Here is a 17,627-nt window from a genome sequence, read left to right on the forward strand (position 1 = left end):
CCGCCTTCCCGGCTAAAGCCGGTCCCACGATATCGATCCAATCCGCCTGCCCTTCCCCACTCATTAAGCATTCTTAATGAACCCGCGGTTGCCCGCTATTAGGAATTATTCTTATCTTTGCCGCACTTGCTGACACTCCCCTCATGGAGCGCCGTCAGCGCTTTATCGTGCAGGAACACAGCCCACATGAACCGCCCCTTCACACCGATGCACGCGCCAGCGCGCCGCGCACGACTGCCCAGTGCAGCCAGCCAGCGCGGTAGCGTCGCGGCGTTCATGGTCCTGGCCATGGGCGGAGTACTGCTGGCTACGGCCTATGTACTGGATACCAACCGCATGGTCAGCAACGCCGCTCAGGTCAAGCGGGCCACCGACGCTGCCGCGATGGCAGTGGGCAACGAACGCCTGATGAATGGCGAAAACTCCATGCCGAAATTGAGTGCACTGGCCTACGACTATGTGAAGAACAATCTGGGCATGGACAGCCAATTGGCAGAGCAGATCGACTACAGCAACTTCGAACTAAGCAAAACCGTCGACGACGAGAGCCGGGTACGTTACCGGGCCGAGGTGAGCTTCCATGCCGACCCGGAGTTGCTCGGGGGCGAACGCCAAGAGTTGAACGTACATTCAACGGTGGAAGTGATCTCCCGGGCCACCGAGATCGCCTTGATGCTGCCCAATACCGGTAGCGAAAATGACGCCCAACTCGCCGCCCTGCGCCGATTGGGGAAGAACTTCATTACCAGCCTGCTGGGCGAAGACAACAACAGTAACGACAATAAACGGTTATGGATTTCCCTGGTGCCCTACAGCCAGGCGGTCAATGTCTATGACCCCGCCGACGCACAGCGCATCCGACGCTGGGCAACCTCTCAAGCGATCAACGCGGTTGAACTGCAATCGCTGTTCCGCACCGGCAAGATCAGCAGCCTCGCTGACCGGCGCACGCCCGACCTCGCGTCCGGCCTGACGTGTATGAACCGAGGTCTGGTTCTGGGTGAAAACTACTTCTGGGATCAGCCACCCACCGGCCAGTTCACCCGGGTGTATTACCGTCACGACCTGATCGAAAACGACCCGAGTGCCAGATGGGTTTCGTGGGTCGGTCCCAACCCGGACTTCGGCCTGGCCAACGGTATCAGTGATACCCGTTTCATCGTCGCCGACAAAGGCTGCCCCAAAGCCGCGCTGCTGCCACTGACCAACGACAAGGATGAACTCGAAAAACGCCTGGACGCCATGCGCACCGGTTTCAACGTTAATTACTCCATCGCCATGGGCTGGGCAGGCATGGCCCTGTCACCGGAAATGCGCGGCAGCAACGGCTGGCTGGACCCTGAGTTGCCGCTGGATTTCAACGAAGGTGACGGCAGCGAGAACGTCAAGATCATCGTCATGCTGGCCAACACCGTGGGCGACTGGTTCGACACTGATTCCTACAACGCGGCAAAAGTCGGGCAGTCAGTCAGCGGCGAAAACAACGGTATTGACTACGCCATGCGCCGCTTTCAAAGCCTGTGCAACAGCTTCAGGGAGCGCAAGTTGAAGTTCTATTTCATCGGCGTACGCCCGGGCGATCCGGCCGACTCCCAACGGGTGCTGTTCGACAAGATTGCCGGCCCTGGCCTGCAGATCTGCGCCCAGGGTGGCGGCGACATGGTGTTCGCCGACGCCAGTACGTTCGTTGAAGGCGAAGACCAGATCCAGACGTTGCTGAGCAAGATCGCCAACAAGATCAAACATGAACACTACGCCCGTCTGGTCGAGTAATCCCCAGGCCACTTCGTCAGCCATTTGCAGAAAGGACACCGCCATGACATTGCCCGCCTCGAACACACGCAAACGCCTCAAGCACTCCAGCCTGGCATTGGCCCTGGAGCCACGCATGATGTTCGACGCGGCAGCGGTGGCGACGGCGACGGAGGTTGCCGTGCAGGTCGCGGCCACCGACGTCGCGCCCGGTGTCGAGGCTGCATCTGTGAAAGCGACGGTGACCATTACCGACAGCACCGACAGCTTCCCGGGAGTGGATCTGTTCAGCGGTGTCAAAGTCAGCCAAGACACAAGTCAGCAGGAACTGAGCACGCTGGTCATCACCGTCAACAGCAGCGGTGCCAATCAAGCACTGATGATTGACGGCCAAACCATCGACCTAGTGACAGGCATAGGCACAACAGGCAGCAATAATTACGCCTATACCGTAGATGTCAGCGGCGACCTCACTACCGTATCCATTGCCCTTAACTCTTCCGAAAACACTCCTGATGCTGTCGGTCGCCTGATCGACAGCATCGCTTATCAGGTGAAAGACAGCAGTGTCGAGAGCGGCGCGACCACCGTCACGCTCAAAAGCCTGAGTGACGACGGCAACACTGCCACGCTGAACATCACCTCCACGATCAACCTCGATAACCAGATCAACCGCGCCCCGGTCATCGGTGATGCGGGCATTCCCGATCTGGCGCAATCCGTCACCCTCGCAGACCTGGGCACCAGCAAGGAAGTGGTCTACTCCAGCGACGGCAAATACCTCTACGCGGCCAATGCGTCGGGCACCATCGTCAAATTCGCGGTGGATGCAAACGGGGTGTTGACCAGTGAGCTGGTCTTCAAAGACAGCACCAACCTGAGCAGCATCACCGACCTGGCTTTGAGCAGCGATGGCAAGTCGATGTATGCCATTTCCGGCAGCAACATCATCACCCTCGACGTCTCGGATAACGGCACCCTCAGTTATCTCAATAGCACCAGTGGTGGTGGCGAGCTGCAAAGTGTGGCGCTGTCCAGCGACGGCAAGCAGGTCTACGTCTCCACCCGGGTCGGCGGCATAACCGTGTTCACTCGTGATACCGCGACCGGCGAGCTGAGCGGTACTGGCTTGCCGACCCTTCAGGAGGGCGCCTTGGGTGGTGGTCGCACACGGACCATCGTCAGTTCCGGGGACTATGTCTTCGTTGCGTCTGGCACCAGCCTGGTAACCCTGCAGCGTGACGCAGATGGCACGCTGATCAAGCTGTCGGCAGGCACCCTTTCCACCGGGATCCCCACCAGCATCACCCCTTCACTGACCGCCTCGGCAGACGGCAGCCTGATCTACATCGGTGACGGTTCGACCATTCGCATTTATGCCTTGCAAGGCGACGGCAGCGGAAAAACCCTGGTATCGCTGGGCGGTACCAGCCTGGCCGGGGTCAGCGCACTGAGCGTTTCCGGCGACGGCACCAAACTATATGCCACTTCCAGCAGCGCAGGCACATTGAGCGTTTACAGCATTGGCGCCAACGGGGCTCTGAGCCTGACCCGCACTCTCAACGACGTGAGTGGCGCGGGAGCAGTAAGCCTCGCACCGGACGGCCAATCGCTGGTCGTGGCAGGCAGTAGCCTGAGCCGCTTCAGCACCACCCTCAGCTACATCAACGGCAGCGAAATCAGAATCACGGACGGCCTGTCGCTGTCCGATAGCAACCTTGATCGTCTGGCCAACAACGCCGGTAGTTATCAGGGTGCGAGCATCACCATCGAACGCACTGGCGGCGCGGCGAGTGACGATCAGTTCGGCTTCGCTACCGCGTCGGGGCTGACGCTGGAGAACGGCAAGGTACTGAGGAACGGCGTGGAAATCGCCACCTTCACCCAGAGCGGGGGCAGACTGACCATCACGTTTACTGCCGCCGCCAGCAGTGCGGACGCCAACACCGTTTTGCAACAGATCACCTACAGCAACACGGGCAGCAATGCTGACGGCACGCGGGTCAGCCTCAACATCAGCGCCAGTGATGGCACATTGAGCAGCGTGGCCGCAACGGTTGCCCTGCTGCTGACTGACAACAGCGCACCGACTCTCAGCGCCACGGTTCCGGTGCAGCCTGTTTATGAAACCAAAGGCACTTCGGCCACGCTGTTCAAGGACGCCTCGGTCAACACCGGCGAAGTCGGTCAGAGCATCATCGAGATGAAGCTGAGCATCGATGGCCTTGGCTCAGTCGCCAACGAATTCATCATCATTGATGGCACGCGCATCGATCTGTCCACCGCCAGCACCGGGACCAGCGCTAACGGCTACAGCTACGTTTACAGCCTGGCCAATGGCGTCGGCAGCCTGACCATCAGCAGCGCCAGCGGAATCAGCACCTTCGCCGCGCAAGCGCTGGTCAACGGCATTGCATACGTCAATGACAGCAACCAGGCCGTCACCGGCAACCGCAACGTGACGCTGGTCACCCTGCGCGATAACGGCGGTACGGCCAACGATGGCAAGGACATCGGCGCACCGGGGCTGGTCGCGAACATTGTGTTGGCAGTCAACAATGCGCCCGTGCTGCAAGTGGACGTCGATCCCGACCCGACGCTGTTCTATTCCGATGGCACGCTGACCGGCAACACCGATTACGTCACCAGCGTCACGCTGTCCACGGACGGCAAAACCCTGTACGTCACCGGCAGCAGCGGCGCGAGCCTAACGGGCATCGCGTATGTCCGGGTTTACGCACGGGACGCTGCCAGCGGCGAACTGACCCTGTTGCAGACCTTCACCCAAGGCACCGGCGACGACCCGAACACCACCGCCATCGAAGTCAACGGTCTCAATGGCGCTAACACCCTGACCGTCTCCCCGGACGGCACTTCAGTGTATGTGGCCGGGTACTCCAGCACGGGCAGCGCCACTGCCTATTCGTTGGTGTTGTTCACCCGCGACGCAGCCAACGGCGCGCTGACCTACAGCGGCATCGTTGCCACCCAGGGCGAAGTGAATGGCAGCCTGACCGCCTCGGGCCTGGATACTGTGGTCAGCGAAATCGTGCTCTCGGCTGACGGCAAGTCGCTGTACACCATCAACGGTGTGCGCGCGAACGACGGCTCCACAAACAAAAGCGAAATCGCCTTTTTCTCCCGCGACCCAGCCACCGGCGACCTGACGTTTATCGGTTCCTATCTGGGAGGTACCGCCGACAAGGGGTTGAATCAGCCTACCGGGCTGGTCGTGTCTGCCGACGGCACGTCGGTGTACGTCAGTAACAACGGCAACGCGATGATCACGATCCTCAAGCGTGACATCAGCACCGGCATCCTGACCTATGTGGCGGCCGTCAATCAGGCCAGTATCAGCGCCGACCCGGACAGTGGTGTGCAACCGACTGACAACCGCTTCCTGCAAAACCTGCAGGACATCGTCATTTCACCGGACGATCAGTTCCTGTATGTCGGCTCTAATGCCATCGGCACCATCAGCATCTTCCAGCGCGACGTCGATGGCGGGCTGACCTACGTCGGCACCGTCGATACCTACAACAGCAAGTACACCACTGCGTTGACCATGCGCGAGATGGCCTTGTCGGCGGACGGCTCAGCGCTGTACGTCACCACGTTCGGTGGCCAGTCAGTACTGGTATTCGCCCGGGATGCCACGACAGGCAAACTGACCTTTTCCGAAAGCGTCAACGTTGGCAAGAGCATCAACCACCTGGCCGTCAGCGCGGACGGCCTGAATATCTACACAGGCTCCTCGCAGGTCAGCACGGGCGTCGCCATTCTGTCGGCCCGCGCCAATACCGTTTACAGCGATCAGCACCCCACCACCTTTGCCGACGGCGTGAGCTTCGCTGACGCCGACTTCGACACCTTGAGCGACTACAAGGGCACGGTGCTGACCATCGTCCGCTCCGGCACGGCATCTGCCAGTGATCTGTTCGCATTCGCCGACGGTAACGACCTGCGCCTGGAAAACGGCAAGATTCTCTATCAAGACCAGGCCATCGCCAACTTCGTGATCGATGCAGGCAAGCTGACCGTGACATTCACCGACAGCGTGGACAAAACCCTGGCCAATCAGGTGCTCAAGCAAGTCACCTATCAGAACGGCGACAGCACCGCGCCAGCCAGAATCAACCTGAGCGTCAGCATCGGCGATGGCGGCAAATCCGACAGCACCGTGGTCGTCTTGCTGGTCAACCATGCGCCCGTGGTCAGCAACGACAGCTATGTGCCCGTCACCGCAACGGTTAATCATTCGTACAGCGTCGTATTGCCTGAGGATCTGTTCAAAGATACCGAGGGCGATGTGCTGACGTGGCAAGTTGCTGGCCTGCCTTCCACCCTCAGCTTCGACCCGGCCACCCGAACCGTTTCCGGTACGCCTGACAGCAAAGGCAGCTACACCATTACCCTCACCGTGAACGATACCCTCGGCAATAGTCGTGATCTGCAGGTGACCCTGACCGTCGCTGCCGACCCTGCCCTGGCACCGGTGCTGAGCGGCGATACCACCGATACGAAGTACGCGGGCCAGACCGATGGCTGGAACTCCGATGTATCTGCCGATGTGCTCACAGGTGCCCAGGACACTGTTCTGTCCAGCGACGGCAAGTACCTGTATGTGGTCAGCATCTCGGAAAGCGGCACGTCGTACCTGAGCCAGTTCAGCCGCGCTGCAGACGGCAGCCTGACACTGGTACGAAGCCTGTTCGACGCCAGCCTGGCCGATGGCATCGCCGGGTTGGGCGGCGCAATCAAAGTGGTGCTGTCGGCCGATCAGCAGTCGCTGTATGTGATTGGCAGCACTGACAACGCGGTAGTGGTTTTCAGCCGCGACACCAGCAGCGGCGAACTGACCCTGGCCGGGACATTGAACGGCAGTGCCATTGCCGGTGGTGTCGACGCCATCCGCGATATCGTCAGCGTTGGCGGCCATGTGTACATCGCCGCCGGTGACAGCCTGTCGGTGTTCAGCCAGCAAGCCAATGGCTCGCTGACCCTGGACAACACCTACAGCGACGGTGCCGATGGCATGCAGGGTCTGGCGAGCATCAACCGCCTGCAGCTCTCGGTTGACGGCCAGTTCCTGTTCGTCGGCGGTACGGGTAGCACCGTCGTTGCCAGCGCACTGCGCATCGGCGCCGACGGTGCGTTGACCTACCTCAACAGCGTCGGCACCGGAGAAAACTACATTGGCGGGCTGACCGTCTCCGCCGATGGCAAAACCCTTTACGCCATCAACAACGGCACACCTGGCAGCCTCGAAGCCATCAGCATCGGCAGCGATGGCCGCCTGACGCTGATTGGCAGCAGCGCAGTGAATCTGGCCGGCAGCGATCTGGTGGTTTCCGCCGATGGTTCGGCAGTGTTTCTGGTCGGTGAAAACACCATCAAAGTATTCACTCGCGCTGCCGACGGCACCCTCACCCACTATGCGGACGTGAAGGATGACGGGGTCGAATTCGGCGTTTCGTTCAAAAATCTGACCAGCATCAGCCTGAGTAACGACGGTAAACAGCTATACATCAGCGGCACCGTCGACTTCACCTCAACACTCTTCATCATGAACGTCGACCTGCCACGCCTTGATTACACCGAAGGCGGTTCCGCTGGCGCGCTGTTGCCCGGTGCTCATCTGTCCAGCCCGACACTGGATGTGACGGGCAACTATCAGGACGCCAGCATCAGCATCGTCCGCAATGGCGGCGCACTGGCCGACGATCTGTTCACGTTCCTGGATGGCAATGGCCTGACCCTGGATGGCAACCAGATCATGAAAGGCGGCGTGGCGATCGCCACGTTCGTGCAGGTCAATGGCGAACTGACGGTGACCTTCCTGGCGGGCAGCAGCCAGGCGGACGCGCAGAACGTATTGCGCCAGATTGCTTACGCCAACACCAGTAATGACCCGGAACTGGCCGGATCAGAGCCTGACTTCAGTGTCACCTTTGACGACGGCGCGGGTAACAGCACGGTGCTTGATGTAGGCGTCGATCTGCATGGCGTGAACGACCCGTCCGTGCTGATCAGCACCCCGCTCAACCCCGATCTTGCCGAAAACGGCGAAGGAGTGAAGCTGTTCGACGGCACGCAAATCGACACCATCGAAGCCGATCAGGCCATCTGGAAAGTCATCATCACGGTCAGTGCCAGTGGCCCTGACGAGGTGCTGAGGGTCGATGGCAGCAACATCGTGCTGCAGACGAGCGACGGTACACCCAAGACTGCCAGCGGCATTCAGTACAGCGTTCTCGTCGAGAATGGTGTCGCGACGCTGACGCTTTTTCTGGTTCGTGACCCGGCCAGCACCGCCGCGCTTATCGACGGCATTACCTACAACAACACCGGCAGCGGTTTGAGCGGCACCCGCAGCATCGGACTTAGCATTACCGAAAACTTTGCAAACGGCAGTTCCCCGACCACAGTGCTGGCAGACAAAGTCACTGTTACCCTCAAACCCGCCACCACAACCAACACAGCCCCCGGGCTGGGCGGCCCGGTGCCAGCGCAACCCTACACCGAAGGCGACAGTGCAATTGTGGTTGCCCCGGGCGCGACGGTTGCCGATGCGCAAATGGACGCGCTGAACGGCGGCGCCGGTAACTACAGCGGTGCCACACTGACCCTGACGTTGGGCAACGGAGCAACCAGCCTCGACACGCTGGGCTTCAATGCCGCTAACGGCCTGAGCCTGAGCGGCACCATTTTGCTCAAGGATGGCGTAGCGATCGGCCAGGTGACCAACCGGGATGGCGTGCTGACCATTCGTTTCAATGGCGACGCAGGCAGCATTCCGACCAGCGCTGATGTTCAGAACACCCTGCGCCAGATCACCTACGTCAGTGCTGATCATGCCCCCGCCAACAGCATCGCGATCAGTGCGACCCTGTCTGACCGTTTCCTGACGTCCAGCGCAATGGCGCTGAGCATCGACATCACGGCGGTCAATGACACGCCGGTGATCGTCAAGGATCCGGTCATCGCGCTGGGTGATATTCAGGTCACAAGAAGTATCAGTACGCTCAGCGGGCTGTCGAGTGTGACCGCAATCAGCCTCTCTCTGGATGGTACGACGCTGTATGCCGCTGATAACAGAGGCGTCATCGCCCTGTTCAGCCGCAACGCGACGACGGGCGAACTGACCTACCTCAGCACCCTGCCGGGAGGCAGCGAACTCACCTCGATCAACCGTCTACTGATCAGTGCCGATGGCCAAGCGCTGTATGCCACTGGCGGTGACGGCAACGGCCTGGCGGTTTATAGCCGCGACAACTCTGGCGTGCTGCGCCTTGTGCAAACTCTCAGCTCCAACAGCGACTTCGAATTCTATGAGATCAAGGATATCGTCCAATCGCCTGACGGCCGCTCGTTGTACATCCTTGGCAGCACGAGCCTGTTGGTGTACAGCCGCGATGCAACCACGGGGCAACTGACTCAGACCCAGGCTTTGGCGAACTCGCAAAGTGATCCGTACCTGTGGCAACCCTCTGCCATTGATGTGGCAGGCGATCTGGTATTCGTCAGCACTGACCACAGCAACAGTCTGATCGCCTACCGTCAGGGCAGCGACGGGCAAATCACCTTGTTGGGATTTATCCGAAATACCCCACAAGAGTCTGTAATCGACAACCCGGTCGATCTGGGCAGCCTGCAACACGTCGCCGTGTCAAACGACGGCCGATACGTTTACATCGCTGGCGGCGACAGCGTGCGCCTGCTGAATTTCGACACCAGTAGTGGCAGCTTTACCTTCATCGGCGTTGTCGCCAGTGGCCTGAGTGATATTAGCGATCTGGCGCTTTCCGACGACGGCGCTGCACTGTTCGTCTCGGCGGCAAACGGCACCTTGAGTCGTTATGCAGTGGTCGGCCAGACACTGATCCTCGCCGACACCCTGCAAAGCAGCGACAGCAGCACGCTGGGCGGCGCGAAACAGATCGTGCTGGACGGTAACGGCAAAGCGATTGTCGTGGGTCAGGGCCTGACCTCGTTAACCGTCATCGCCACACCTGCGCCGATCTACGTGATTGGTGCAGACCCGGTACCACTCGCGCCGGGGCTGAGCCTCAGCGACGCAGAGCTGGATGCCGCCAACGGTGGAGCGGGCAACTACCAAGGCGCAAGCGTGAGTATTTCCCGCGCTCCGTCGGCCGACAGCCGCGACCACTTCGGTTTTGCCGACGGTGATGGCCTGAGTCTGTTGAACGGCCAGATACTCAAGGGCGGCACGACCATTGCGACCCTGGCCGACCTCAACGGCACCCTGACCCTGACGTTTACAACAGCGGTCAGCAGCGCTGACGCCAATGCCATCCTAAGCAAGCTGACCTACGCCACAGACGCTACCGGCGTCAGTAACAGTTCAGTGAATCTCAATATGAGTTTCAGTGATGCCGCACTGACCAGCCAGACCCGCGTGGTGCAGATCACCTTGCGCGACCCGGGGGCCAACCAGTCGCCCATCGCGGGCACTGCGCCGTACAACCTGACACCAGGCAGCGTCGGCCAGAACTACAGCGTCACCCTCCCCGCCAACCTGTTCAACGACCCCGACGGTGACACCCTGACATGGCAAGCCGACGTCTTGCCTGACGGTATGAGTTTCGACCCCACTACTCGCATTCTGTCCGGCATCCCGACCAGCAGCGGAGTGTTGACGCTGGTGGTCAGCGACACTTCCGGACTGACCGCCACGCGCACGATCAACTTCACAGTACAGGTCGCAAGCGAACCCGGTGCAGGCAATCCGACGCCGGTGATCGACAGCGTAAGCCCGGTGATTCCCGTCGATCCGGTCGCCTGGCATGCAGCGCCGCCGGCTTCCCGCGACCCTGTTTTTGACTTTTCAGGACGACCGGAAAGCGCGTCATCGCCGAGCCTTATCGGTGAGGTCGCGGGCAACAGGCCCTTACGTTTCACCGACAACATCGGACTCGACAGCTTCGGCCAACCTCTGGATTTCACCCAGCCTGATTCCGGCTTTACGGTGTTCGACACACCGTTGCGGACAGCCAATGGGCAGAGCGCCCTGTGGGTTAGCCAGACATCCCCCGATGGCACGACGTTATCAACCAACCGCGAGCGGATCGGTGCCTTGCTGGACATGAGCGGGACATCGTCACGGATCGACTTCCAGCTACCGGACGGGATTTTCAGCAGCCGCGATAGCCAGTTGACCGTCAGTCTGCGCCTGAGTAACGGGCTACCGCTACCGGACTGGGTCAGCTTCGACAGTCGTACCGGCAAGATCGTGGTTGACCGCGATCGTATGAAGCAGGCAGAACGGTTGCGGCTGGTGCTGATTGCCCAGGACGCGAGCGGTAAAGAGGCGCGCATTCCCGTAGAGCTTCAAACCGATGGCAACCGGACGCTCAGCGTAACGCCTGAACAGACGCCCGCGCTTCAAACCGCAGAGCCTCGCTCACAGGCGTCGGCACAGAGAGGCGTCAGCGAGCAACTGCAGGCCGCCAGCCAGGGCGGACTGCTGGCCCGGGCTCAGGCACTGCTCGCCGCACTGCTGCCAAAAGACGCCACGCCCGAGGAAAAATCCGACCGCGACGCGGCCTGATCGCAACAACGACGCGGGTTCATTAAGCATTCTTAATGAACCCGCAATTGCCTGCTATCAAGAATAATTCTTATCTTGTCGCCGCCCCAAACTGGCCCGCACCCCGGCCTCACCCGATCGCGGTACGGACAGCACTTTTCAGAGGAACACTCGTGATCAACACCAAACTTCCAAGCCTCACTGGTCGCCTGTCGCTGCGTCTGGCCATCGGCCTGGCCACGCTCAGCCTGTCTGCCTGCGCCGTGAAACCCGAAGCGATCACCCTCGACCAGCAAATCGCTGAGGCGAGCTCCGACCGGGTCAAGATGTTCGACGCCCAAGAGCCCGTCACCCGGCCAATCAGCCTGGATGAAGCCATGGCCCGGGCCGTGAAATATAACCTGCAGCAACGTCTGACGCTGATGGAGCGAGCGCTGGAAGACAACCTGCTGGACGCACAGAACCTCGACATGCTGCCCAAACTGGCGGCGCGGGCGGGTTGGCGTGGACGTGACAACGTGTCGGCGTCGTCCAGCGAATCTATTCGCACCGGCAGCCAGTCCCTGGAGCCGTCCACCAGTCAGGACCGCTCCAACCGTAACGCCGACCTACAAATGTCGTGGAACACCCTTGATTTCGGCCTCGGTTACTTCAGCGCCAAAGCTCAGGCCAACAAAACCCTGGGGGCCGAGGAACGCCGCAGGCGAGTGGTGGCCGACATCATTCAGCAGGTACGTGCCGCCTACTGGGAAGCCGCCACGGCCGAGCGCCTGAAACCTGAGGTGCAACGCACACTGGTGGAAGCCCGCAGTGCGCTGGAGCGCGCGCAACAGACCGAGAAACAACGTCTGCTCGCGCCGCTGGATGCCCTGCGCTTCCAGAAAGGGCTGCTGGAAATGGTCCGCCAGCTGGAATCGGTAGACAGCGAACTGGCCACTGCCAAGTCTCGCCTGGCGGCGTTGATGAACCTGCCACCGGCCACCCAATACAGCCTGGTCATTCCCAGCGAGCAACAATTGACCCGCCCGCCGCTGGCTTACAGCCTCGAAGACCTGGAAATCATGGCCATGGTCAAGCGTCCGGAAGTCCGCGAAGAGGGCTATCTGGCGCGCAATGCGGTGCTGGAAACCCGCAGCGCCATGTTGCGCCTGCTGCCAGGCGCTTCGCTGTTCATAGGTGGTAATTACGACAGCACCAGTTACATGGCCAATAACAACTGGGCCGATGCCGGTGTGCAAGTCAGCTGGAACCTGCTCAGCGTGCTCTCCTACCCTGCGATCAGCCGGGCTGGCGAAGCGCGCGAAGCCGTCGCCGATGTTCGCCGCCAGGCACTGCGTATGGCCGTTCTGACTCAGGTCAACGTGGCCTGGCAACAATACCAACGCGCATCACGCCTGTTCGAGCGCTCCAACGAACTGCAGCGTATTCAGCGCGGCATTCTCACCCAGACCGAAAGCGCCGTCCAAAGCGATGCGCAAACGCTGGTCGAGCGTGTACGCACCAGCACCGAAACGGTCCTGGCAACGCGTACTCGCGATCGCAGTTATGCCGAGTTGCAGAACGCTTATGGCGCGGTTTACCAGTCTGCCGGGCTTGATCCGCTGCCCGAACAACTGGCCGACAAAAGCGTCGCCACCCTGAGCCAGGCCATCGCCCACAACGCGATTGCTCTGGCCAAAGGTGAAACGCCGGTGCCACGCCTGCATGCCGCTCCGTCGCTGATGGCCAGTACCGTAGCCCAGCCGCTGCCAGCGCCGAAAGCCCCGCCTGCTCCAGCGCGAATCAATACCTGGAGCAGCCTCGGCTCTCTGCAAGATGCCGAGCTGGTTCCGGTGAACACTCCGACCCTGCGCTGATCCATTAACGCCACTCCGCACGGGGTGGCGCTTACCTGCCGAGACTCCCAAGCCATCATGCGTACTTCGTTCCCTCTGCCCTGTTCTCTGTTGCTGGCAATGGCTTGCGCCAGCGTCAATGCCAGCGAGCCCCCGCCGCTGCAGCCGCCTTCGGCCAACTCGACACCCGGGTCTTCAAGCACCGATATCCGTGTGCAGCTGAGCGCCAGCCAGCGTACGGTGCTGTCCAGTGAGCTCGCGGGCAAAATCATCAGCCTGGATATCAAAGAAGGCGAAAGCTTTAAGAAAGGTGAGCGTCTGGTGGCGTTCGACTGCGCCATTCACCAGGCCAGACTCAACCATTCTGCGGCTGCCGAGTCCGCCGCCAGCAAGAAGCTGAGCATTGCCAAACGCCTGGACCAGTTGCAGTCCATCAGTGTCTCGGATGTCGCCCAGGCTGAGGCGGCGTTGACCATGGCACGCGCAGAAAGTGGCGTAGGTCGGGTCATGCTGCAGCGTTGCAACATCAACGCGCCGTTCTCCGGTCGGGTTGCCGAGCGCAAGGTCCAGCCGGGTGAATACGTCGCTGAAGGCAAGGAACTGCTGGCGATCTACGACAACAGTGCTTTCGATGTGGAGCTGATCGCCCCTTCGCGCTGGCTGACATGGCTCAAACCCGGCAGTCGTTTTGAAGTGAGCCTGGATGAGACGGGCAAAAGCTATCCTGCCGAAGTCGTGCGTATGGGGTCTGTCATTGATCCTCTCAGTCAATCAGTCAAGGTATTCGGTCGAATCGCCACTGGCGACGGGAGTTTGTTACCCGGCATGAGCGGTACCGCACAACTGACTCCGCCCACCGTCAGCGCCAAATGAAGATGGCCGAAACGAGCGACCAGCAAGCACTGCAAAGCCTCAGCCAACTGCTGCAACTCGAACAACAGGCGCGCAGCGCGCTGACCGCTCAAGAGTTGGCATTTGTCATGGTCAACGACAGCCGACTGCTGCTCGACTATCGCCAGGCGCTGCTGTGGAACCACGACCGTGGCCGGCTCGATGCAATTTCGGGCCTGGCAGTGGTCGAGCAGGATGCACCCTTCATCCTGTGGCTGAGCGGCTTGTGCAAGCGCTGGCAACAACAGCCCCACGCCCGTCACCTTCATGCCATCAATACAGCTGAACTGGCTACCGATGACCTGCCACTTTGGGCCGAGCATTTTCCTTCGCAGTTGATCTGGATGCCATTGCTGCATGCCGACGGCAAGCTCCTCGGCGCACTGCTGCTGGCCAGAGAAACGCCTCTGCCTGACGGTCAAGAACCGCTGGCCACCTTGCTGCTCAACGCCTACGGCCACGCGTGGTCGGCGCTGCTGGGCAAGGCCGCCCGACGTAAACCCGGCCAGTCGCGCAAACGCTGGTGGCTGGCCGCGCTGTTTGCCAGCGCGGTATTACTGAGTCTGCCGGTGCGACAATCGGTGTTGGCGCCTGCCGAAATTGTCGCCCGCCACCCGAGTGTGATGCGTGCCCCGCTGCAAGGTGTGGTGGAAAAAATCCTGGTGCAACCCAACGAGCTGGTACAGGTCGGACAAGCATTGGTGCAACTCGACGCCAGAGAACTGCAAAGCAGGCTTGAGTCTTCACGCCAGGCCATGGCTATCGCCGACGCCGAATTTCGTCAGGCCCAACAGCAAGCCCTCAATGATGAGCGCAGCAAAGCGACTCTCGCCGTATTGCAGGGCCGCCGTGAACAGGCGCAGACCGAGGTTTACTACCTGCAGGAAAGCCTCAAGCGCATGAACATTCAATCCCCGCGAGCTGGCGTGGCGGTATTCGATGACCCAAGTGACTGGGTGGGCCGCCCAGTGTCATTGGGTGAACGCATTATGCTGGTAGCAGAACCGAGTGAGGCACAACTGGACATCCAGTTACCCATCGCCGATGCCATCGACTTGCAGCCGGGCGCGCAAATCCTGATGTTCCTGAATACCGACCCGACGTCACCGCTGACCGCAAGCCTGCAGCGTCTGGCTTACCGTGCCAGCCCGACAGCAGACGGCAACATGGCTTATCGCTTGAAGGCTGAGTTCGCCGATGCAGATCCACGCATTCGGGTCGGTCTCAAAGGCACGGCGAAGCTCTACGGCGAAAGCACCAGCGTGCTGTATTACTTGCTGCGTCGCCCGCTGTCTGCACTGCGTATCTGGCTGGCATGGTGAGCACTGTACAGTCACGTGGTCACCTATTGGCACAGCGCCGATGAACAGCGCCACGTTGCCAGGCATGGCCAATCCACCAGCATCGTTGCCCAGGCTGCGTGATGAACTGTTGCTGCACGAAGGCCCGCGCAATCGTGATGGTTCGCCCACCTGGACGCTTGAAGATCCGGCACGAGGCCAGTTTTTTCGACTGGGCTGGGCGGAGGTGGAAATTCTCTCGCGTTGGCATCTGGGCGATTCAGCAGCCATTGTTAGCTCGATCAGTCAGGACAGCACGCTGGAGCTGGATAACGACGATCTTTCAGCGTTCAAGAACTTCCTGCAGACCAACCAGTTGCTCCAGGCCTGCGGCGCCGAAGACAACGCTCGCCTGCTACGTATCGCCGATGCCCAAAGCGTCGGCTGGGCCAGTTGGCTGCTGAAGAACTATCTGTTTGTGCGCATCCCGATGCTGCGCCCAGACCGTTTCCTCGGCAGAACCGGCCACTGGGTGGAGCCGTTCTACAGCCGCACGTTTCTTTACCTGACACTGATTGCAGCAGGACTTGGTCTGTTTCTGGCGGCGCGGCAATGGGAAACCTTCATTCATACCTTCCTGCACTTCTTCACCCTTGAAGGTGCTGCACTGGCGGGCGCGACGCTGATTTTTTCCAAGGTGCTGCATGAACTCGGTCATGCCTATACCTGCAAGCGCTATGGCGGCAAGGTCGCCACTATGGGTGTCGCGCTGCTCGTGCTGTGGCCAGTGCTCTATACCGATACATCCGGCGCCTGGCGTCTCAAACAGCGTCGCCAACGCATGGCTATTGGCGCGGCAGGAATGCTGGTGGAACTGGCACTCGCCGCATGGGCAACATTGCTGTGGAGCTTTTTGCCTGACGGGATGCTGCGCAGCGCCGCATTCATGCTGGCCGCCACCACCTGGATTCTGACCCTGACAGTCAACCTGAGTCCGTTCATGCGTTTCGACGGCTATTTTCTGCTTTCCGATCTACTCGACGTACCCAACCTGCAAACCCGCGCATTCCGTCTGACCCGCTGGCGTTTGCGCGAATGGCTGTTCCGTTTCGGCGAAGAACGCCCCGAGCATTTCGAGCCCTGGCTGGAACGCACTCTTATTGGTTATTCACTGGGTACCTGGATCTATCGCTTCTTTCTGTTTCTGGGGATCGCACTACTGGTCTACCACTTCGCTTTCAAGCTGTTGGGCATCCTTCTGTTCGTCGTTGAAATCGTCTATTTCCTGCTGCGCCCCATCTTCAGTGAACTGCGCGAGTGGTTCTCTCGACGCAAGGACTACCGCATGAACCGCAACTCACTGACCACATTGCTGGTCTGCCTGTCCCTGCTATTGCTGGCCTGCGTACCCTGGCGCGGAAGTATTCACGCTCCGGCATTGCTGCGTACACAGCAACAGGCGGGGCTTTACGTTCCGGTCGGGGCACAATTGCAACGTATCCTGATAAAGCCCGGCGCAAAGGTTGAGGCGGGTCAGCCGTTGTTCGAGCTGGACGCCCCCCACCTGAAGCAGGAGCTGGCAATCCTGGACCGGCAGATCGTCACGTTGCAATGGCAGAGCAGCTTTCAGCAGTTCAATCCGCAAGCGGCAGCCAACCTGATGGTGATCCGCCAGGAGCTACTCGCCGCCCTTGAGCGTCAGGTTGTACTGCGCCAACAATCGAGCTATTTGACGGTTCGCGCGCCCTTCAACGGGGTCATGGCCGATATTGCCGATCCCTTGGAACAAGGTGAATGGCTACCCGCAGGAGAATGGCTTGGTACCCTGACCGGAAGCGACTCAGGGGTCGTGGAAGCATTTGTGGAAGAGCATGACCTAGCGCGCCTGGAACCAGGCAGCAGCGCTCGCTTCTACCCCGAGGTATTCTCCAGATCACCCGTGGAACTGAAGCTGGACAATGTCGAGCACACCGCCGTGCGTCGCCTCTCATCAACGCCAGAGCTGGCGTCTACTTATGCAGGTGGTCTGGCGGCAACCCTGGACAGCGAACGCATTCCGCAGCCCGAGCAGGCCATCTATCGAGCCTTGCTCACGCCCTCTCAAGCTTCAGCCACACCAAGAATGGGACTGCGCGGAACAGTGGTCATTGAGGCTCAGGCGCAGAGCCTGGCCATGCGTGTCTGGCGCAGCGCGATGACCGTGTTAATTCGCGAATCCTCGTTCTGAACGGTTAAGCATTCTTAATGCTCCGCTCGTTGCCCCGCTTACATGTCATGGCCATCATTTGGTAACTTGTCGCAGCACACACAGGACCCTCG

The 17,627-nt window shown here is 60.4% G+C and carries 6 protein-coding genes; all 6 read left to right on the forward strand.

Going from position 1 to position 17,627, the window contains the following annotated elements; genetic code table 11:
• The first annotated feature begins 186 nt into the window (after positions 1–186).
• The 6 genes from AUC61_RS20080 (at position 187) to AUC61_RS20105 (ending at position 17,535) form a co-directional block, all read left to right on the forward strand.
• Entirely contained in the window at positions 187–1,773 is a 1,587-nt protein-coding gene (locus AUC61_RS20080) for a TadE/TadG family type IV pilus assembly protein (RefSeq protein WP_243247909.1), read from the forward strand.
• Between the two features lie 43 nt (positions 1,774–1,816).
• Entirely contained in the window at positions 1,817–11,323 is a 9,507-nt protein-coding gene (locus tag AUC61_RS20085; RefSeq protein ID WP_243247910.1) for a beta-propeller fold lactonase family protein, read from the forward strand.
• Positions 11,324–11,475: 152 nt separating this feature from the next.
• Entirely contained in the window at positions 11,476–13,158 is a 1,683-nt protein-coding gene (locus tag AUC61_RS20090) for a TolC family protein (protein ID WP_243247911.1), read from the forward strand.
• Between the two features lie 57 nt (positions 13,159–13,215).
• The gene (locus tag AUC61_RS20095; RefSeq protein ID WP_243247912.1) at positions 13,216–14,010 is read left to right on the forward strand and encodes an efflux RND transporter periplasmic adaptor subunit; all 795 of its coding nucleotides are present in this window, start codon (positions 13,216–13,218) and stop codon (positions 14,008–14,010) included.
• Positions 14,007–15,350 (forward strand): efflux RND transporter periplasmic adaptor subunit, encoded by a 1,344-nt coding sequence (locus AUC61_RS20100; RefSeq protein ID WP_243247913.1) that lies wholly within the window; start codon positions 14,007–14,009, stop codon positions 15,348–15,350. Before AUC61_RS20095 ends, AUC61_RS20100 begins: the two co-directional genes overlap by 4 nt.
• Before the next feature lie 40 nt (positions 15,351–15,390).
• Complete coding sequence (locus AUC61_RS20105; RefSeq protein ID WP_243247914.1) at positions 15,391–17,535, forward strand: HlyD family efflux transporter periplasmic adaptor subunit; 2,145 nt, start codon at positions 15,391–15,393, stop codon at positions 17,533–17,535.
• Positions 17,536–17,627: the final 92 nt, after the last annotated feature.

Source organism: Pseudomonas maioricensis, assembly GCF_022790535.1.
Classification (GTDB): domain Bacteria; phylum Pseudomonadota; class Gammaproteobacteria; order Pseudomonadales; family Pseudomonadaceae; genus Aquipseudomonas; species Aquipseudomonas maioricensis.

What these genes read in the sequence shown, in the direction of transcription:
- AUC61_RS20105 (WP_243247914.1), top strand. Translation starts at nt 15,391, where the DNA reads ATGAACAGCGCCACGTTGCCAGGCATGGCCAATCCACCAGCATCGTTG.
- AUC61_RS20085 (WP_243247910.1), top strand. Translation starts at nt 1,817, where the DNA reads ATGACATTGCCCGCCTCGAACACACGCAAACGCCTCAAGCACTCCAGC.
- AUC61_RS20095 (WP_243247912.1), top strand. Translation starts at nt 13,216, where the DNA reads ATGCGTACTTCGTTCCCTCTGCCCTGTTCTCTGTTGCTGGCAATGGCT.
- AUC61_RS20080 (WP_243247909.1), top strand. Translation starts at nt 187, where the DNA reads ATGAACCGCCCCTTCACACCGATGCACGCGCCAGCGCGCCGCGCACGA.
- AUC61_RS20100 (WP_243247913.1), top strand. Translation starts at nt 14,007, where the DNA reads ATGAAGATGGCCGAAACGAGCGACCAGCAAGCACTGCAAAGCCTCAGC.